Origin of the sequence: Curtobacterium sp. VKM Ac-2884 (genome assembly GCF_015350945.1) — a bacterium.
Classification (GTDB): Bacteria; Actinomycetota; Actinomycetes; order Actinomycetales; family Microbacteriaceae; genus Curtobacterium.
Genome location: NZ_JADKSA010000002.1, coordinates 773,428 through 792,426 on the forward strand (window position 1 = coordinate 773,428; position 18,999 = coordinate 792,426).

General features: G+C 70.9%; 17 protein-coding genes. 16 read left to right on the plus strand and 1 reads right to left on the minus strand.

What is annotated here, in order from left to right:
- Positions 1–19: 19 nt before the first annotated feature.
- Positions 20–1,375: a phosphotransferase gene (locus ITJ60_RS08325; RefSeq protein ID WP_194647575.1), complete on the plus strand. Its 1,356-nt coding sequence runs from the start codon at positions 20–22 to the stop codon at positions 1,373–1,375.
- A 102-nt stretch (positions 1,376–1,477) separates the two neighbouring features.
- Here the strand turns inward: ITJ60_RS08325 and ITJ60_RS08330 are convergent, their stop codons facing one another.
- Positions 1,478–1,834: a DUF1844 domain-containing protein gene (locus ITJ60_RS08330; protein ID WP_173170823.1), complete on the minus strand. Its 357-nt coding sequence runs from the start codon at positions 1,832–1,834 to the stop codon at positions 1,478–1,480.
- A 288-nt stretch (positions 1,835–2,122) separates the two neighbouring features.
- Between ITJ60_RS08330 and infC the strand changes: the two genes are divergently transcribed.
- From infC to tyrS, 15 genes are all read left to right on the plus strand, one after another.
- The gene (gene infC, locus ITJ60_RS08335; RefSeq protein ID WP_123293372.1) at positions 2,123–2,818 is read left to right on the plus strand and encodes a translation initiation factor IF-3; all 696 of its coding nucleotides are present in this window, start codon (positions 2,123–2,125) and stop codon (positions 2,816–2,818) included.
- Between the two features lie 60 nt (positions 2,819–2,878).
- Positions 2,879–3,073: a 50S ribosomal protein L35 gene (rpmI, locus tag ITJ60_RS08340; RefSeq protein WP_111086286.1), complete on the plus strand. Its 195-nt coding sequence runs from the start codon at positions 2,879–2,881 to the stop codon at positions 3,071–3,073.
- Between the two features lie 27 nt (positions 3,074–3,100).
- A complete protein-coding gene (gene rplT, locus ITJ60_RS08345) occupies positions 3,101–3,484 on the plus strand; it encodes a 50S ribosomal protein L20 (protein ID WP_111086285.1) in 384 nt (127 codons plus the stop codon).
- Positions 3,485–3,549: 65 nt separating this feature from the next.
- Positions 3,550–4,413, plus strand: a complete 864-nt coding sequence (locus ITJ60_RS08350; RefSeq protein WP_123293373.1) for a TrmH family RNA methyltransferase — start codon at positions 3,550–3,552, stop codon at positions 4,411–4,413.
- 92 nt (positions 4,414–4,505) lie between these two features.
- Positions 4,506–5,546 carry a phenylalanine--tRNA ligase subunit alpha gene (gene pheS / locus ITJ60_RS08355; protein WP_111086283.1) on the plus strand — a complete coding sequence of 347 codons (1,041 nt, stop codon included), beginning with the start codon at positions 4,506–4,508 and terminating at the stop codon, positions 5,544–5,546.
- Entirely contained in the window at positions 5,546–8,038 is a 2,493-nt protein-coding gene (pheT, locus tag ITJ60_RS08360; RefSeq protein ID WP_194647576.1) for a phenylalanine--tRNA ligase subunit beta, read from the plus strand. The genes pheS and pheT overlap by 1 nt, the downstream gene beginning before the upstream one ends.
- A gap of 78 nt (positions 8,039–8,116) precedes the next feature.
- Entirely contained in the window at positions 8,117–9,214 is a 1,098-nt protein-coding gene (locus tag ITJ60_RS08365; protein WP_194647577.1) for an N-acetyl-gamma-glutamyl-phosphate reductase, read from the plus strand.
- On the plus strand, positions 9,211–10,419 hold the full coding sequence (argJ, locus tag ITJ60_RS08370) for a bifunctional glutamate N-acetyltransferase/amino-acid acetyltransferase ArgJ (RefSeq protein WP_235035773.1): 1,209 nt from the start codon (positions 9,211–9,213) through the stop codon (positions 10,417–10,419). The genes ITJ60_RS08365 and argJ overlap by 4 nt, the downstream gene beginning before the upstream one ends.
- Positions 10,419–11,471, plus strand: coding sequence for an acetylglutamate kinase (argB, locus tag ITJ60_RS08375; RefSeq protein WP_123293376.1), 1,053 nt, complete (start codon positions 10,419–10,421; stop codon positions 11,469–11,471). The genes argJ and argB overlap by 1 nt, the downstream gene beginning before the upstream one ends.
- Positions 11,472–11,521: 50 nt before the next feature.
- The gene (locus tag ITJ60_RS08380) at positions 11,522–12,691 is read left to right on the plus strand and encodes an acetylornithine transaminase (protein WP_235035785.1); all 1,170 of its coding nucleotides are present in this window, start codon (positions 11,522–11,524) and stop codon (positions 12,689–12,691) included.
- Positions 12,688–13,614 (plus strand): ornithine carbamoyltransferase, encoded by a 927-nt coding sequence (gene argF / locus ITJ60_RS08385; RefSeq protein ID WP_194647578.1) that lies wholly within the window; start codon positions 12,688–12,690, stop codon positions 13,612–13,614. Before ITJ60_RS08380 ends, argF begins: the two co-directional genes overlap by 4 nt.
- 5 nt (positions 13,615–13,619) lie before the next feature.
- Positions 13,620–14,816, plus strand: a complete 1,197-nt coding sequence (locus tag ITJ60_RS08390; protein WP_194647579.1) for an argininosuccinate synthase — start codon at positions 13,620–13,622, stop codon at positions 14,814–14,816.
- 89 nt (positions 14,817–14,905) lie between these two features.
- Positions 14,906–16,342, plus strand: a complete 1,437-nt coding sequence (gene argH, locus ITJ60_RS08395) for an argininosuccinate lyase (protein ID WP_194647580.1) — start codon at positions 14,906–14,908, stop codon at positions 16,340–16,342.
- Positions 16,339–17,034 carry a DNA-3-methyladenine glycosylase gene (locus ITJ60_RS08400; protein WP_194647581.1) on the plus strand — a complete coding sequence of 232 codons (696 nt, stop codon included), beginning with the start codon at positions 16,339–16,341 and terminating at the stop codon, positions 17,032–17,034. Before argH ends, ITJ60_RS08400 begins: the two co-directional genes overlap by 4 nt.
- 127 nt (positions 17,035–17,161) lie before the next feature.
- Positions 17,162–18,475 carry a tyrosine--tRNA ligase gene (gene tyrS / locus ITJ60_RS08405; protein WP_123671551.1) on the plus strand — a complete coding sequence of 438 codons (1,314 nt, stop codon included), beginning with the start codon at positions 17,162–17,164 and terminating at the stop codon, positions 18,473–18,475.
- Positions 18,476–18,999: the final 524 nt, after the last annotated feature.

Below are 18,999 nucleotides of genomic sequence, written 5' to 3' on the forward strand. Positions count from 1 at the left end.
GGCGCGTACGGTCCGCTGCATGAGCGACGGAGCCCGCCACCCCAGCGACACCGCACCCGACACCCGCGACACCGCACCCGACACCCGCGACACCGCACCCCCGAGCGGTAGCGCCTCGATCGACACCGCCGCGAGCGACCACGACCTCGAGTCCTGGATCGCCGACCGCCGGTGGTACGCCTCGAAGGGGTCCGTGCCGCGCCTCCGCACCCTCTCCACCGCCGACGGCACCCGGCTCGTCCTCGACGAAGCCCCAGCAGCACCCGCGGCTCCGGTCCTCTACCAGTCACCCGTGACCAGTGGCCCCGACGGCACGATCGCCGACGCCACCACCGACCACACGTGGATCACGGCGCTCGCCGCACGCATCGACGCGGACCCGCAGAGCCTCCGCCCCATCGGCACCGTCACCGCTGCCCGCGTCCTGACGGGCGAGCAGTCCAACACCTCGGTCATCTGCGACACCGAGTCCGGCGCCCGGGTCATCATCAAGGTGTTCCGCGTCCTGCACCACGGCGACAACCCCGACGTCACGACGCAGCTCGCGTTGTCCGCAGCCGGCAGCGCGCGCGTCCCGCAGGTCTACGGCGCACTGCGGGGCAGCTGGCCCGACGTCGGGCAGGGCAGCGGCACCGCGACCGGTCACCTCGCGTTCGCGCAGGAGTTCCTGCCGGGTCTCGAGGACGCCTGGCGCGTGGCCCTCGAGGAAGCGCACGCCGGCACCCCCTTCGGCGACCGGGCCGAGCAGCTCGGGGTGGCGCTCGCCGACGTCCACCGCACCCTCGCCGAGGCACTGCCGTCCGAGCCCGCCGACGAGGCCCGACGCGCCACGGCCGTCGCGACGATGCACGAGCGGCTCGACACCGCCGCGCGCGAGGCCCCGGCCGTCGCCGAGCACGCAGACGCGATCCGTGCGGTCTACGCGGCGGCGGCGGCGACGCCCTGGCCGGACCTGCAGCGCATCCACGGCGACCTGCACCTCGGGCAGGTGCTCGCCGCCCCCGAGCCGCGCGGCTGGGTCTTCCTCGACTTCGAGGGGGAGCCGCTCCGCCCCCTGGCCGAACGCTCGTTGCCGGACGTCACGCTCCGCGACGTGGCCGGCATGCTCCGGTCGTTCGACTACGTCGCCGGAGCCCTGGCGCACGACGCGGAACCGGTCGACGCAGCGGGATGGGCGGACGAAGCACGCGTGCGGTTCCTCGACGGGTACCAGCGGGGCACCGGCGCCGACCTCCGCGTGCACCGCGAGCTCCTCGATGCGTTCGAGCTCGACAAGGCCGTCTACGAGGTCGTCTACGAGACCCGGAACCGACCCGACTGGGTCGGCATCCCGCTCGCGGCCGTCACCCGCCTGGTCGGCCGCAGCGGGTCCTGACCGCACACCCCGAGGCAGACGAGAGGCCCGTGGCGATCCCGCCACGGGCCTCCCGTCCGACGCCGTGACGGACAGTGCCCGTCACGCGTCGGCTGCCAGCCATCAGTTGACGGGGCCGGTGTACTTCTCGCCCGGCCCGGCGCCCGGCGCGTCCGGGATCGCCGACGCCTCGCGGAACGCGAGCTGCACCGAGCGCAGCCCGTCGCGCAGCGGACGGGCGTGGTGGTCGCCGATCTCCGTCGCCGCAGCGGTGACCAGGCCGGCCAGTGCGGTGATGAGCTTGCGCGCTTCGTCCAGGTCGGTCTGCTCCTGGGGGTCGTCGGCCAGGCCGACCTTCACGGCGGCGGCACTGAGCAGGTGCACGGCCACGGTGTTGATGAGTTCGACGGCCGGCACCTCCGAGATGTCCCTGGCGGCGTCGATGCCGCTGCCGTCGTCGTCGATCGGGGTGTCGGTCACGGTGCTCCTCTGCTAGACTCGCTCGCGGCAGATGCTGTCCGTGTGCCATCAGGTTCTCCTGAAGCGCTCGGACGGTGTCACGAAAGAGGAGTCTCTCCCACCCGCGGCCGCGTTCCACCAGGCTACCGGGTCACCACCGCTCCACGAGTGCACAGCAACTGGGTGCACACGTCGGTCGGGTCCACGGATCCGACGCAGGGCGGCTGCCGAACGGGTTCCGATCCGTGCGTCAGATCTCCTCTCTCGTGCTGTCGTCCAGGGCAAACGTCCCGGACGACCACCACCTGATTGAAGGAGCTCCGCATCACCGATCCCCGTACCAACGACCGAATCCGCGTTCCCGAAGTCCGACTCGTCGGCCCGCAGGGTGAGCAGGTCGGCGTTGTCCCGATCGCCATGGCACTGCGCCTCGCGCAGGAAGCCGAACTGGATCTGGTCGAGGTCGCGCCGAACTCGAAGCCGCCCGTGGCCAAGATCATGGACTACGGCAAGTTCAAGTACGAAGCCGCTCAGAAGGCCAAGGAAGCCCGTCGCAACCAGGTGAACACGGACCTGAAAGAGGTCCGTTTCCGCCTGAAGATCGACGTGCACGACTACGAGACGAAGCGCAAGCGCGCCGAGGGGTTCCTCCTCGGTGGCGACAAGGTGAAGGCGATGATCCTCTTCCGTGGCCGCGAGCAGTCGCGTCCGGAGCAGGGTGTCCGTCTCCTCCACAAGTTCGCGGAGGAGATCGCCGAGTTCGGCGTCGTCGAGTCCCGTCCCACCCAGGACGGCCGCAACATGACGATGATCATCGCCCCCCTGAAGAACAAGTCCGACGTCAAGGGCGAGCAGAACGCGAAGCGCGCTGCACAGAAGGCCGAGCGTCGTGCCACCGAGCACGCTGCGAAGGACCACTCTGACGCCGAGACGGAGACCGAGGCCCCGGCCGAGGCTCCCGCGCAGGACACGGCACCGGCCAAGAGCGACGCTCCCGCCGAGTAGGTCACCCAGACCGACCCCGCAACGACGCGGCTCCCATCCATCCCACGGAAAGGCACCACCATGCCCAAGCAGAAGACCCACTCCGGGTCGAAGAAGCGCTTCAAGATCACCGGTACCGGCAAGGTCATGAAGCAGCAGGCCGGTATGCGTCACAACCTCGAGGTCAAGAGCTCCAAGCGCAAGGCCCGCCTGAACGAGGACCAGGTCCTCTCCAAGGCAGACGCGAAGAACGTCAAGAAGCTCCTCGGCCACTGAGCCCCCGGATCGTAAAGGAATAGTGCAATGGCACGAGTAAAGAGAGCGGTCAACGCCGCCAAGAAGCGCCGCGTCATCCTCGAGCGCGCCGAGGGTTACCGCGGCCAGCGTTCGCGTCTGTACCGCAAGGCCAAGGAGCAGGTCACCCACTCCCTGGTCTACGCGTACCGCGACCGTCACGCGAAGAAGGGCGAGTTCCGTCGCCTGTGGATCCAGCGCATCAACGCTGCGTCCCGTGCGAACGGCCTGACCTACAACCGTCTGATCCAGGGTCTGGGTCTGGCCGGTGTCGAGGTCGACCGTCGCATCCTCGCGGACCTCGCGGTGAACAACCCCGAGACCTTCACCGCGCTCGTCGAGACCGCGAAGAAGGCCCTCCCGGCCGACACCTCGGCCCCGAAGGCTGCGTAGTCAGTTCTTCTGCTCGCGAAACCCCCGCCGCACGGCGGGGGTTTCGTCGTTCCTAGACTTGGGTCGTGAGCGAACTCCTCGAGAACCCCCGTGCCGGACGCGTGAAGGCCGTCGCGGCCCTGTCGAAGAAGGACGTCCGTGCCGAAACGGGCCTCTTCCTGCTGGAGGGGCCGCAGGCGGTGCGTGAAGCACTCGAGTACGCCCCGGAGCTCCTGCGCGAGCTCTACGTGACGCCGACCGCCGCAGCCCGCTACGGGCTCGACGACGCGCCGGTCGACACCTGGTTCGTGACGGAGCAGGTCCTCGACGCGATGGCCGACACCGTGACGCCGCAGGGCGTCGTCGCCGTCTGCCAGCAGTTCCCGACGTCGGTCAAGGACGTCTTCCCGGACCGTCGCGTCGGTGACGCTGCCGCTGCCGTCGACCTGGAGGCCCGTGGGGACGCCGACGAGCCGGCCGCGTTGCCGGGGCTGGTCGCCATCCTCGAAGAGGTGCGGGACCCGGGGAACGCCGGCACGATCATCCGCGCCGCCGACTCCGCCGGCGCCGACGCGGTGGTCCTCACCGGGCGGTCCGTGGACCCGTACAACCCGAAGGTCGTCCGATCGACCACGGGCTCGCTGTTCCACGTGCCGGTGTCGGTCGGCGTCACCCTGGCCGACACGATCGCGCGGGCGAAGGCACTCGGGTACACCGTGCTCGCGGCCGACGTCTCGGGCGACGACCTGCCGGTGGTCCGGGCCGAGGGCATGCTCGACGGTCCGACCGCGTGGGTGTTCGGCAACGAGGCCCGTGGGCTCACCACCGAGGACCTCGCGCTCGTCGACCGTGCGGTGAAGGTGCCGATCTACGGCCAGGCGGAGTCGATGAACCTGGCGACCGCGGCCTCGGTCTGCCTGTACGAGTCGGCGTTCGCACTCCGGAGCTGACGTTCCTCCACAGGCCTGCCGGTACTGACGGTCATCCACCGTCTGCTCGGTGCAGGCGGGTGGTATCCCGTCGGCCGGTAGGCTTGGGTCTCGTGTCAGAACCTCTCGAGATCAGCGAATCGGCCGTCGCCGACGCCGTGGACGCAGCACTCGCCGCCGTCCGCGCCACGACGACGGTCGCCGAACTGAAGCAGGCCAGGGCCGAGCACACCGGTGAGCAGTCGCCGCTGGCTCGGATGAACGCGTCGATGCGCAGCGTCCCGCCGGAGCAGAAGGCCGCGGCCGGCAAGCTCGTCGGTCAGGCCCGCGGGCGGCTGAACGCGGCGATCGCCGAGCAGGAGTCGGTCCTCGCCGTGGCCGAAGAGCGCGCGCGGCTCGAGGCCGAGCGCGTCGACGTCACCGCGTTGCCGACCCACCGCCCGACCGGCTCGCGCCACCCGCTCTCGCTGCTCAACGAGGCCGTCGCGGACATCTTCGTCGGCATGGGGTGGGAAGTGGCGGAGGGCCCCGAGCTCGAGCACGAGTGGTTCAACTTCGACGCCCTGAACTTCGACCAGGACCACCCGGCCCGGGCCATGGCGGACACGATCTTCGTCGAGCCCGTCGACCGCCACCTGGTCATGCGCACCCACACGTCGCCCGTGCAGGTGCGGTCGCTGCTGTCCCGCGACCTCCCGCTCTACGTCATCGCCCCGGGCCGCGTGTACCGCGCCGACGAGCTCGACGCCACGCACCTGCCGGTCTTCACCCAGGTCGAGGGCATCGCGATCGACAAGGGCCTGACGATGGCGCACCTGCGCGGCACGCTCGAGCACTTCGCCCGCCAGGTCTTCGGCGCCGAGGCACAGATCCGTCTGCGCCCGAACTACTTCCCGTTCACCGAGCCCAGCGCCGAGATGGACGTCTGGCAGCCGAACGCCAAGGGTGGCGCCCGGTGGGTCGAGTGGGGCGGCTGCGGCATGGTCAACCCGAACGTCCTGCGTGCCGCCGGCATCGACCCGGACGAGTACCAGGGCTTCGCCTTCGGCATGGGCATCGAGCGGACGCTGCAGTTCCGCAACGGCCTGAACGACATGCGTGACTTCCTCGAGGGCGACATCCGCTTCTCGCAGCAGTTCGGAACGGTGGTCTGATGCGCGTCCCACTCCGCTGGCTCGGCGAGTCCGTCGACCTCCCCGAGGACGTCACCCTCGAGCACGTCCACGCGGCGCTCGTCTCGGTCGGCTTCGAGGAAGAGGACGTCCACACGTTCGACCTGACCGGCCCCGTCGTGGTCGGCCGGGTCCTCGAGCGCGTCCCCGAGCCGCAGAAGAACGGCAAGACGATCAACTGGTGCCAGGTGGAGGTCGGTGAGCCCGAACCCCGCGGCATCGTCTGCGGTGCGCACAACTTCGACGTGGGCGACCTCGTCGTCGTGACGTTGCCCGGTGCCGTGCTGCCCGGACCGTTCCCGATCGCGGCCCGCAAGACCTACGGCCACGTCTCCGACGGCATGATCGCCTCGGCACGCGAGCTCGGTCTCGGCGACGAGCACGAGGGCATCCTCCGCTTCGCCGACCTCGACATGGAGCCCGACGTCGGCCAGGACGCCATCGCGCTCCTCGGCCTCGACGATGCGGCGGTCGAGATCAACGTCACGCCGGACCGTGGGTACGTGCTGAGCATGCGCGGTGTCGCGCGTGAGTACGCCCACGCCACCGGCGCGAGCTTCCACGACCCCGTCGACCGGGTCGCACCCCGCACGGCCGAGGGCTTCTCGGTCACGATCGACGACCAGGCCCCGATCCGCGGTCGCGTCGGCGCGAGCACCTTCGTCACCCGCGTCGTCCGTGGCATCGACCCCACCGCGAAGACACCGGCTTGGATGGTGTCGCGGCTCGCACTGGCAGGCGTCCGGTCGATCTCGCTGCCGGTCGACATCACGAACTACGTCATGTTCGAGCTCGGCCAGCCGCTGCACGGCTACGACCTGTCGACCGTCCGCGGCGGCCTGGGTGTCCGTCGTGCGGCTGTCGGCGAGACGCTCGAGACCCTCGACGGCGCCGTGCGGAAGCTCGATCCCGAGGACCTCGTCATCACCGACGACGACGGCCCCGTCGGGCTCGCCGGCGTGATGGGCGGTGCCCGGACCGAGATCTCGGCGAGCACGACCGACGTCCTGATCGAGGCAGCCGGCTTCGACCAGGTCTCGATCGCGCGGACCGCTCGCCGCCACAAGCTGCCGAGCGAGGCCTCCCGTCGGTTCGAGCGCGGCGTCGACCCGATGGTGGCCGAGGCTGCTGCGAACCGCGCCGTCGACCTCCTCGTCGAGCTGGCCGGCGGCACGGCCGACACCCTCGGTTCCACGCTCGTCGACACCGAGCCCCGCGCGACGGTCGCCATGCGGACCTCGCGTCCGGCCGAGCTCATCGGCGTGGACTACACCGACGCCGAGGTCGTGGACACCCTCCGTGCGATCGGCGCGACGGTGCAGGCCGACGGTGCGCAGCTCGCCGTCACCCCGCCGACCTGGCGTCCGGACCTGACCGACGACACCACGTTGGTCGAAGAGGTCGCGCGGATCGTCGGGTACGACCGCATCCCGAGCGTGCTCCCCGTCGCCCCGCCCGGACGCGGACTCACCCCGCACCAGCAGGCGCGCCGTCGGGTCTCCGCGGCCCTCGCCGCCGCGGGTCTGGTCGAAGCGGTGACGGCGCCGTTCGTCTCCGCCGCGACGCAGGACGCCTACCCGGGGATCGACCCGGAGGGCGGCCCGAGCGTCGTCCTCGCCAACGCCCTCGACAGCGAGCAGAACCTGCTCCGCCGCAGTGGTGTGCCGGCCCTCGTCGACGCCGCCCGTCGCAACGTCTCGCGCGGCCTGCTCGACGTCGCGCTCTACGAGACCTCGCGGGTGTTCCTGCCGGTGACGGGCGTGACGCTCGGTACCGACGAGGTCCCAGCCGGTGCCGCGCTGCCCGACCGCGCGACGCTCGAGGCGCTCGACGCGTCCCTGCCCGCCCAGCCGTTCCACGTGTCCGCCCTGCTCACCGGCAACCGCGTCGGCAAGCAGGCGGGCGTCGCGGCGGAGCCGTACGGCATCGCCGATGCGATCGACGCGGCTCGCCAGGTCGCGTGGGCCGTCGGCGTGGAACTGCGCGTCGCGCAGACCACCCACCCGTCCCTGCACCCGGGCCGCGCGGCGTCGCTGCTCATGGGCGACACCGTCGTGGGCGTCGCCGGCGAACTCCTGCCGGAACTGTCCGCCGCCGCGGTGCTGCCCCGCGTGGTGGCCGTGGTCGAGCTCGACCTCGACGCCATGGTGGCAGCGGCCCCCGACCTCGTCGCGGTCGCGCCGATCGTGTCGTACCCGGCGGCGACGCAGGACCTGTCCCTGGTCGTCGACGCCGGGGTGCCGGCCGGTGACGTGTTGGATGCGGTCCGCTCTGGTGCCGGAGACCTGTTGGAGTATGCTCGGCTCGTGGATGACTACCGGGGCTCCGGCGTGGACGAGGGACAGAAGTCCCTGACGTTCGCCCTGCGCTTCCGTGCCACGGACCGCACGCTGACCGCTGCCGAGGCCACCGAGGCCCGCGACGGCGCAGTCCGACGTGCCGGCGAGCGATTCGGGGCGACCCTGCGCGACTGACCCACGACGGGATCAGCACCGCCCGGGGTCGCCGCCTCCGACTCTCTCGACGACCAGTCCGACCAAAGGTGGAATCCCATGTCCGTATCCGTCGCCGTGGCGGGAGCCTCCGGCTACGCGGGTGGTGAGCTCCTGCGCGTGCTCTCCGCCCATCCCGAGTTCGACGTCAGGACGGTGACGGCGTTCTCGAACGCCGGACAGCCGTTGATCGCGACGCAGCCGCACCTCCGGTCGCTGTCGCACCTGACCCTCGAGAAGACGACGGCCGAGACGCTCCGAGGGCACGACGTCGTGTTCCTGGCGCTGCCGCACGGTCAGTCGGGGGCGATCACCGAGGAGCTCGGCGACGACGCCCTCGTGGTGGACTGCGGCGCGGACCACCGTCTGACGGACCCCGCGGCCTGGGCGCAGTTCTACGGTGGCGACTACCACGGCGCCTGGACCTACGGCCTGCCGGAGCTCCTGCTCGCCGCCCGGACCCCGGGTTCGGCCGATGAGTGGCGCGAGGTCGAGGACATCGCGTCGCAGGGCAAGCAGCGTTCGGCCCTGGTCGGCACCAAGCGGATCGCGGTCCCCGGCTGCAACGTCACCGCGGTGACGCTCGGCATCCAGCCGGGCATCCAGGCCGGGCTCGTCGAGTCGGACGACATCGTCGCGGTGCTGAGCGTCGGCCCGAGCGGTGCCGGCAAGAAGCTCGCCAACACCTACCTGGCGTCCGAGATCATGGGCTCCGCCAGCGCCTACGCGGTGGGCGGCACGCACCGGCACGTCCCGGAGATCCAGCAGAACCTGGTCGTCGCGGGCGCTGCCGACGTGACGATCTCGTTCACGCCCGTGCTCGTGCCGATGTCGCGGGGCATCCTCGCGACGACGACGGCCAAGATCACCCCGGGTGTCAGCGCCCGCGACGTGCGGCTCGCCTGGGAGCAGGCCTACGCCGACGAGCCGTTCGTGCACCTGTTGCCCGAGGGCGAGTTCCCCCGGGTCGCGGACACGATCGGCGCGAACACCGCGCTCGTCGGCATCGCGGTCGACGAGGCCGCAGGCCGCGTCGTCGCCGTGACGGCGCTCGACAACCTCGCGAAGGGCACGGCGGGTGCCGCCGTCCAGTCGACCAACATCGCCCTGGGTCTGCCGGAGACCCTGGGCCTCAGCGTGGACGGAGTCGCACCGTGACCGACCTCACCGACGTGAGCAAGCCCACCCAGGGCGAACCGGGCCTCCAGGGCGTCACCGCGGCAGCGGGTTTCCGCGCTGCCGGGGTGACCGCCGGCCTGAAGACCAGCGGCAAGCCGGACGTGGCACTCGTCGTCAACGACGGGCCCGACGCGGCCGTGGCCGCGGTCTTCACCAGCAACCGCGCGCAGGCGCACCCGGTGATCTGGTCCCGCCAGGTCGTCGGTGACGGCGTCGCGCGGGCCGTCGTCCTGAACTCCGGCGGCGCCAACTGCTTCACGGGGCCCTTCGGGTTCCAGACCACGCACCTGACCGCCGAAGCCGTGGGCGACGCCCTCGGCATCGGCGCGGGCGACGTCGTCGTCTGCTCCACCGGCCTCATCGGGGTCGGCGACCAGACGTTCCGCGACAACGTGCTGCGCGGGGTCGACCTGGCGAGCACCGCACTGAGCGCCGACGGCGGCCCGGATGCGGCCACGGCCATCATGACGACCGACACCAGGGCGAAGCAGTCCGTGGTGACCGAGGACGGTTGGACCGTCGGCGGCATGGCGAAGGGTGCCGGCATGCTCGCACCCGGGCTCGCGACGATGCTCGTCGTGATCACCACCGACGCCGTGCAGACCCCGGACCAGCTCGACCAGGCGCTCCGTGCGGCCACCCGCATCACCTTCGACCGCGTCGACTCGGACGGCTGCATGTCGACGAACGACACCGTCGTGCTGCTGTCGTCGGGTGCGAGCGGGGTGACGCCCGAGGTCGGCGACTTCCAGGAAGCCCTGACCGCGGTCTGCGCCGACCTGGCCCGCCAGCTGCAGCAGGACGCCGAGGGTGCCAGCCACGACATCGCGATCGAGGTCGTGCACGCCGCGACCGAGGACGACGCCGTCACCGTCGGCCGGAGTGTCGCGCGCAACAACCTGTTCAAGGCGGCCGTCTTCGGCAACGACCCGAACTGGGGCCGCGTCCTCGCGGCCATCGGCACCACCGACGCCGACTTCGACCCGTACGCGGTCGACGTCAGCATGAACGGTGTCCGGGTCTGCCACGCCGGCGCCCCGGACCAGCCGAGCGACACCGTCGACCTGACGCCGCGCGACACCCACGTGCGCATCGACCTCGGCGTCGGGACGCACTCGGCGACGATCCTGACCAACGACCTCACGCACGACTACGTGCACGAGAACAGCGCGTACTCCAGCTGATGGCGAACGACACCGAAGGGGCCGGGACGCCCCTCACGAAGGAAGAAGAGCACGAGTTCGCCGCCGTCAAGGCCGCGACCCTGATCGAGTCCCTGCCGTGGCTCAAGCGGTTCTCCGGCAAGGTCGTCGTCGTCAAGTTCGGCGGCAACGCCATGGTGAACGAGGACCTCAAGCGTGCGTTCGCCGAGGACATGGTCTACCTCCGCTACGCCGGGCTGCACCCCGTCGTCGTGCACGGCGGGGGTCCGCAGATCTCGGCCGCGCTCAAGGAACAGGGCATCGAGTCCGAGTTCCGTGGCGGCTACCGCGTCACCACGACCGAGGCGATCTCGGTCGTCCGCGACGTCCTGGCTGGCGAGGTCAACCGCGAGATCGTCGACCTGATGAACGAGCACGGCGAGGGCCTGGCCGTCGGCGTGTTCGGCGACGGCGGGTCGCTGTTCACCGGTGAGCAGAAGGGCGTGGTCGTCGACGGGCAGGAGTACGACCTCGGGCACGTCGGTGACATCACCCACGTCGACCCCTCCGGGGTGCTCGCCGCGATCGAGGCCGGCCGGATCCCGGTGGTGTCGAGCATCGCGATCGACGACGCCCACCCGGACCAGGCGCTCAACGTGAACGCCGATGCGGCCGCGGGTGCCCTGGCGATCGCGCTGCGTGCGTCGAAGCTCATCATGCTCACCGACGTCCCCGGCCTGTACCGCAACTGGCCGGACCGCGACTCGCTCGTCGACCTCATCGCGGTCGAGGAGCTCCGCGCGCTCCTGCCGTCGCTCGAGTCGGGCATGATCCCGAAGATGACCGCGTGCCTCGACGCCGTGGTCGGCGGGGTCGGCGGCGCGACGATCATCGACGGCCGGATCCCGCACTCGATCCTGCTCGAGGTCTTCACCCTGCGCGGTGCGGGCACCGAGGTGATCCCGGACCCGAGCCGACGCACCGAGAACCAGATGACCCACGCCGAGATCGGCCGACGCGTCGCAGCACCGTCGACGAGCACCAGCACCGGCCAACACGTGGCCAGCACGACCGAGAAGGGGCAGCAGCCGTGAGCAGCGAGACGCAGACCGAGACCTGGAACGACCGGTTCGGGGCGTCGCTCATGCGATCCCTGACCCCGCCGAAGATCATGCTCGAGCGCGGACAGGGCTGCCGTGTCTGGGACGTCGAGGGCAACGAGTACCTCGACTTCCTGGCGGGCATCGCCGTGAACTCGCTCGGCCACGCGCACCCTGTCCTGGTCGAGGCGATCGCGGACCAGGCCGCGAAGCTCGTGCACGTGTCGAACTACTTCGCGACGCCGCCGCAGCTCGAGCTGGCGGAGCGTCTCAAGCGCATCACCGGTGCGGGCGACGCCGGGCGGGTGTACTTCGGCAACTCCGGTGCCGAGGCGAACGAGGCCGCGTTCAAGCTCGCGCGCCTGAACAAGGGCGCCGACGGGCAGAAGACCCGCATCCTCGCGCTGAAGCAGGGGTTCCACGGCCGGACGATGGGGGCACTCGCGCTCACCGGCAAGCCCGCGCTGCAGCAGGACTTCCTGCCGATGATCCCCGGGGTCGAGCACATCGACTCCACCGTCGCTGCGCTCGAGGCGTCCATCGACGACACGGTCGCCGCGATCGTCATCGAGCCGATCAAGGGCGAGGCCGGCGTCGTCGACCTGCCCGAGGGGTTCCTGCTCGCCGCGCGCCGGCTGACCGAGGAGCACGGTGCGCTGCTGATCCTCGACGAGATCCAGACCGGCGTCGGCCGGACGGGCAACTGGTTCACCTACCAGGGCCACGGCTTCACCCCCGACGCCGTCACGGTGGCCAAGGGCATCGCCGGCGGCTTCCCGATCGGTGCGCTCGTGACCTTCGGGTGGGCGTCCGACCTGTTCTCGGCCGGTCAGCACGGTTCGACCTTCGGCGGCAACCCGCTCGGCACCCGCGTGGCGAACGCGGTCCTCGCCGAGATCGAGCGCGCCGACCTCGTCGCGGCCGCCGTGGTCAAGGGCGAGCGGATCCGGGCCGGCATCGCCGGCATCGGCTCACCGCTCGTCGAAGAGGTCCGCGGCACCGGCCTGCTCATCGGCGTCGGGCTCACCGGCCCGATCGCGGCCGCGGTGAACGCCGCCGCCCTCGAGCGTGGCCTCATCATCAACGCCCCGAACGAGTCGAGCCTGCGCCTCGCGCCGCCGCTCATCGTTTCCGACGCCGAGATCGACGAGTTCGTGTCGATCCTCGCCCAGAGCCTCGCGGCCGTCGCTGCCGCCCAGGAGACCTCCGCATGACCCGCCACTTCCTCCGGGACGACGACCTCAGCCAGGCCGAGCAGTCCGCGATCCTCGACCTCGCCGACCAGATGAAGGCCGACCGTTGGGGCGCGAAGCCCCTCGCTGGCCCGCAGAGCGTCGCGGTCATCTTCGACAAGTCGTCGACCCGCACCCGGGTGTCGTTCCACGTCGGCATCTCCGACCTGGGCGGCAGCCCGCTCATCATCTCGACGGCGAACAGCCAGCTCGGCGGCAAGGAGACCCCGTCGGACACCGCCCGCGTGCTCGAGCGCATGGTGTCGGCGATCGTCTGGCGCACCTACGGGCAGGCCGGTCTCGAGGAGATGGCCGCCGGCACGACCGTCCCCGTGGTCAACGCGCTGTCCGACGACTTCCACCCGTGCCAGCTTCTCGCCGACCTGCTCACCATCCGCGAGCACCGCGGCACGCTGGCGGGTCAGACCGTGGCGTTCATCGGCGACGGCGCGAGCAACATGGCGCAGTCGTACCTGCTCGCCGGCGCGACCGCGGGCATGCACGTCCGCGTCGCGGCTCCCGCCGAGTTCTCGCCGTCCCCGCAGGTCGTCACCGACGCCGAGCACCGTTCGGCCGAGACCGGCGGCTCCGTCCTGGTCGTGACCGACCCGGTGGCAGCGGTCGCCGGTGCCGACGTCGTGGTCACCGACACCTGGGTGTCGATGGGCAAGGAGTCCGAGAAGCAGTCGCGCCTCGACACCTTCTCCGGGTACCGCGTGGACGACGCCCTGATGGCACACGCCGCCGACGACGCGGTGTTCATGCACTGCCTGCCCGCCGACCGTGGCTTCGAGGTGACCGCCGACGTCATCGACGGGCCGCGCAGCATCATCTGGGACGAGGCGGAGAACCGTCTGCACGCCCAGAAGGCGCTGCTGGCCTGGCTCCTCGCCGCGAACGCCTGAGCACCATGGCTGACCGCGTCGTCCTCGCCTACTCCGGCGGCCTCGACACCTCCGTCGGGATCGGCTGGCTGCGTGACGCCACCGGCAAAGAGGTGGTGGCACTCGCGGTCGACGTCGGCCAGGGCGGCGAGGACCTCGACGCGATCCGACAGCGCGCGCTCGACTGCGGGGCCGTCGAGTCGATCGTGGTCGACGCCAAGGACGAGTACGCCGACGAGTACATCGTGCCGGCCCTCAAGGCCAACGCGCTGTACCAGAAGCGCTACCCACTGGTGTCGGCGCTGAGCCGCCCGCTCATCGCGAAGCACCTCGCGCTGACGGCGAAGCAGCTCGGCGCCGACAGCGTCGCGCACGGCTGCACCGGCAAGGGCAACGACCAGGTCCGGTTCGAAGCCGCCGTCGCGGCGATCGCCCCGGACCTGCGGAGCGTGGCGCCGGTGCGTGACCTCGCCCTGACCCGTGACAAGGCGATCGCGTACGCCGAGCAGCACGCCCTGCCGATCCAGCAGTCGCAGCGGTCGCCGTACTCGATCGACCAGAACGTGTGGGGCCGCGCGGTCGAGACGGGTTTCCTCGAGGACCCGTGGAACGCCCCGACCGAGGACCTCTACACCTACACGCAGGACCCCGCCGTCCCGCGCGACCCGGACGAGGTCACCATCACGTTCGAGCGCGGCGTCCCGGTGGCGCTCGACGGGCAGCGCTTCAGCGTGCTGCGGATCGTGCAGGAGCTGAACGCCGTGGCCGGCAAGCACGGCGTCGGTCGGATCGACGTCGTCGAGGACCGCCTCGTCGGCATCAAGTCGCGCGAGGTGTACGAGGCCCCGGCGGCGATCGCGCTCATCACGGCGCACGAGGAGCTCGAGCGCCTCACCCTCGAGCGCGACGTGAACCGCTACAAGCGCGGTGTCGAGTCGGAGTGGGCCGACCTGGTCTACGACGGCCTGTGGTTCGGCGGGCTGAAGCGCAGCCTCGACGCCTTCGTCGACCACACCCAGCAGCACGTCTCCGGCGACGTCCGCCTCCAGCTGCACGGTGGTCGGGCGACAGTGACCGGCCGTCGCTCGGAGCAGAGCCTGTACGACTTCGACCTCGCCACGTACGACACCGGCGACACGTTCGACCAGTCGCTCTCGAAGGGCTTCACCGAACTCTGGTCGCTCCCCAGCAAGATCTCCGCCCGCCGCGACGCGGCGAACTGACAGCACGCCCCCGGCGGACGACACACCGCCGCCACCCGGCGGACGACACACCGCCGCCACCCGGCCCGACGACAACGACGCAGGACGACATGACCGACGAGAAGACCGACGCCACCAACACCGGAGCCCTCTGGGGCGCCCGCTTCGCCGACGGCCCGAGTGCGGCCCTGGCCGCGCTGTCGAAGTCGACGCACTTCGACTGGCAGCTCGCCCCGTACGACATCGCCGGCTCCCGCGCGCACGCCCGGGCCCTGCACACGGCCGGGTACCTGACGGCGGACGAGCTCGAGCGCATGCTCGCCGGACTCGACCGGCTCGAGGCCGCGCACGCCGACGGCACGCTGCAGCCCGATGCGTCCGACGAGGACGTCCACGGCGCCCTCGAGCGCCTCCTCATCGCCGACCTCGGTCCGGAACTCGGCGGCAAGCTCCGCGCCGGACGCAGCCGCAACGACCAGATCGCGACGCTCGGCCGCATGCACATGCTCGACCACGGGCGGCGCATCGGCCGACTCGTGATCGACCTGGTCGACGCGATCACCCAGCAGGCCAACGAGCACCCGTCGGCGATCATGCCGGGTCGGACGCACCTGCAGCACGCGCAGCCCGTCCTCCTCGCGCACCACCTGCTGGCACACGCGTGGCCGTTGGTCCGCGACCTCGAGCGCCTCCGCGACTGGGCGGGCCGCGCGAGCGTGAGTCCGTACGGCGCCGGTGCCCTCGCCGGCAGTTCGCTCGGCCTCGACCCCGCCGCGATCGCCGCGGAGCTCGGGTTCGACCGCCCGGCCGACAACTCGATCGACGCCACGGCCGCCCGCGACGTCGTCGCCGAGTTCGCGTTCGTCCTCGCGCAGATCGGCATCGACGTCTCGCGTCTGTCCGAAGAGGTCATCCTCTGGAACACGAAGGAGTTCGGCTTCGTCCGGCTCCACGACGCGTTCTCGACCGGCTCGAGCATCATGCCGCAGAAGAAGAACCCGGACATCGCCGAGCTCGCGCGCGGCAAGTCCGGTCGTCTGATCGGCAACCTGACGGGCCTGCTCGCGACCCTGAAGGGCCTGCCGCTCGCCTACAACCGCGATCTGCAGGAGGACAAGGAGCCCGTCTTCGACTCGGTCGCCACGCTCGAGGTCCTGCTACCCGCCTTCACCGGCATGATCGCGACGCTCACCTTCGACACCGACCGGATGGCCGAGCTCGCGCCGCAGGGCTTCTCGCTCGCGACCGACGTGGCCGAGTGGCTGGTCCGCCAGGGCGTCCCGTTCCGCGATGCGCACGAGGTGTCCGGCGCGCTGGTCCGGTACTGCGAACAGCGGGGCATCGAGCTCGACGACCCGACCGACGACGAGTACCGGTCGGTCTCCGAGCACCTGACCCCCGGGGTCCGTGCCGTGCTCACGATCGAGGGCAGTGTCGCGTCCCGCTCGGGTGTCGGCGGGACCGCTCCGGACCGTGTGGCCGAGCAGCTGGCGTCGGTCACGCGTCGCGTCCACGACCTGGCCGAGGGCGCACCCTTCACGCGATGACCGCAGGGCTGCTCGCGATGCTCGCCGAGCCGGCGCCGCGCATCGCACCGGCGTTGCTCGGCGCGACCATCGCGGGCCGTGGTGTGACGCTGCGCATCACCGAGGTCGAGGCCTACTCCGGGCCCACCGACCCCGGTTCGCACGGCCACCGCGGTCCGACCGAGCGCAACCGCCACCTGTTCGGGTCGCCGGGCACCCTGTACGCGTACCGCTCGTACGGCATCCACACCTGCGTCAACGTCGTGAGCGCACCTGCCGGCACCTCCTCCGGTTCCCTGCTCCGCGGTGCGCAGGTGATCGAGGGCGTCGACACCGCACGCGGACGACGTGGCCCGTCGGTCGCCGACGTCGCGTTGGCGCGCGGCCCCGGCAACCTCGGTGGCGCCCTCGGCGCGGTGCTCGGACAGGACGACGGCACCTCGCTGCTCGACGGGTCCGGTCCGTTCGTGCTCACGTTGGCACCCGGCCTGGAGGCGCGGCTCGCCTCCGCCCCGCCGGCCCGCGTCGTCGAGGAACTCCTGACCGAGACCACACCCGGCCCCGGCGGGACGGGTCCGGTCCCGCGCATCTCGCGCGGACCGCGCACCGGCGTCGGCGGCATCGCCGGCGGTGCGCAGTACCCGTGGCGCTTCTGGTTGACGGGCGACCCGACGGTCTCGACGTACCGACGGCACAAGGGTGCCCTCGACTGATCCCCACCCGCACGGCCGGCCCGCCGCTGGCGCGTCGCGCCGGAACCGACGGCGTGGGCCCAGACGCACCACGGGCCTCCCGGTCGACGGCGCGCTGTCGGTGGTGCGCCGCCGCTACGATGGCGGGGTGTCCAGTGATACCGCTCAAGACGTCCTGACGCGCCAGCAGAACGACCCCACCTTCGCCTCGGTGTGGGACGAACTGCGCTGGCGCGGTCTGGTGCAGGTCTCGACCGACGAGACCGCACTCCAAGAGGCTCTCGACGGTGATCCGATCACGTACTACTGCGGCTTCGACCCCACGGCACCGTCGCTGCACTGCGGCAACCTGCTGCAGCTCCTGACCATGCGTCGGTTGCAGCTCGCCGGGCACAAGCCGCTGGCGCTCGTCGGGGGATCGACGGGGCTCATCGGCGATCCGCGTCCGACGGCGGAGCGCACGCTGAACACCCGCGAGACCGTCGCCGAGTGGGTGGCGCGTCTGCAGGGACAGGTGTCGCGGTTCCTCAGTCCGGACGGTGACAACGGCGTCCGGCTGGTGAACAACCTGGACTGGACGTCACCGATGTCCGCCATCGACTTCCTGCGCGACGTCGGCAAGTACTTCCGGGTGAACTCGATGCTCAAGAAGGACGCCGTCGCCGCGCGGCTGAACTCCGACGCGGGCATCAGCTACACCGAGTTCAGTTACCAGATCCTGCAGGGCCTCGACTACCGCGAGCTCTTCCGGCAGTACGGCTGCACGCTGCAGACAGGTGGCTCGGACCAGTGGGGCAACCTGACCTCGGGGACGGAGCTCATCCGTCGTGCCGAGGGTGCGACGGTGCACGCGCTCGGGACACCCTTGATCACGAACTCCGACGGCACGAAGTTCGGCAAGAGCGAGGGCAACGCCATCTGGCTCGACGCCGAGATGACGTCGCCGTACGCGCTCTACCAGTTCTGGCTCAACACGGCCGATGCCGACGTGATCGCCCGGTTGCGGGAGTTCACGTTCCTGTCCCGTGCCGAGATCGAGCGACTCGAGCAGGCGGTCGCCGACGAACCGTTCCGGCGCGAAGCGCAGCGGACCCTCGCGTTCGAGGTCACCTCGCTCGTGCACGGCGTCGACGCCACCCAGGCCGCGATCGACGCTGCGGCCGCGCTGTTCGGCAACGGTGACCTCGGTGCCCTGGATCCGGACACCCTGCGGTCGGCGATCGCGGAGCTGCCGGGGTCGGTCACGATCGAGCCCGGCGCCGACGTGGCTCGGGCGCTCGTCGAGACCGAGCTCGTGAAGTCCCTCGGTGAAGCGCGGCGGGCCATCGACCAGGGCGGGGTGTACGTGAACAACGTCCGAGCCGAGGACGCCACCGCACCGCTGTCGGATCTCGCCCTGCCCGGGGGAGTCCTCGTGCTCCGCCGCGGCAAGAAGACCCTCGCCGGGGTGACGCTGGCCTGATCGCGCCGGCACCCGGGCGACGCGTGTTGCACAACGCGACACGCCCGGGATCGGGCCTGGCTTGGCACACTCGCCCCGGCCTGCGTAAAGTTCCTACTCGTCACCCCAAAGGTGCGGCGGAGCGGCTGGAGCGAAAGCCCAGAGCACGCCGGCCCTCAAGCGGGACCGTCCTCCACTGAAGATCAGATCTGGCCTTGTGCTGGATCGCTTCGACGCCTAGGATGACAAGCCCACCGGTTCTCTCCCCTCGGGGATGAGCCACAGGACCTCCGGGTCCGACGACACACCGGTGGCAAGCCAAGTACACAAGCCTCGTGGCTGGAGCTCGAACCTGAGCCGAAGAGCGAGTGCGTCTGGTCCTTGAGAACTCAACAGCGTGCACATTGTCAATGCCAATTTATTGATTGACCTCGTGCCTGGGCAGCTTTGGTTGTTCAGGTCATGAAGCAATTCCTTTTGGATTGAAGATTGTCAGTAGACAGTCAACAGTCAGAATCAACTCGGTCTGATGCCTTTTGGGGTGT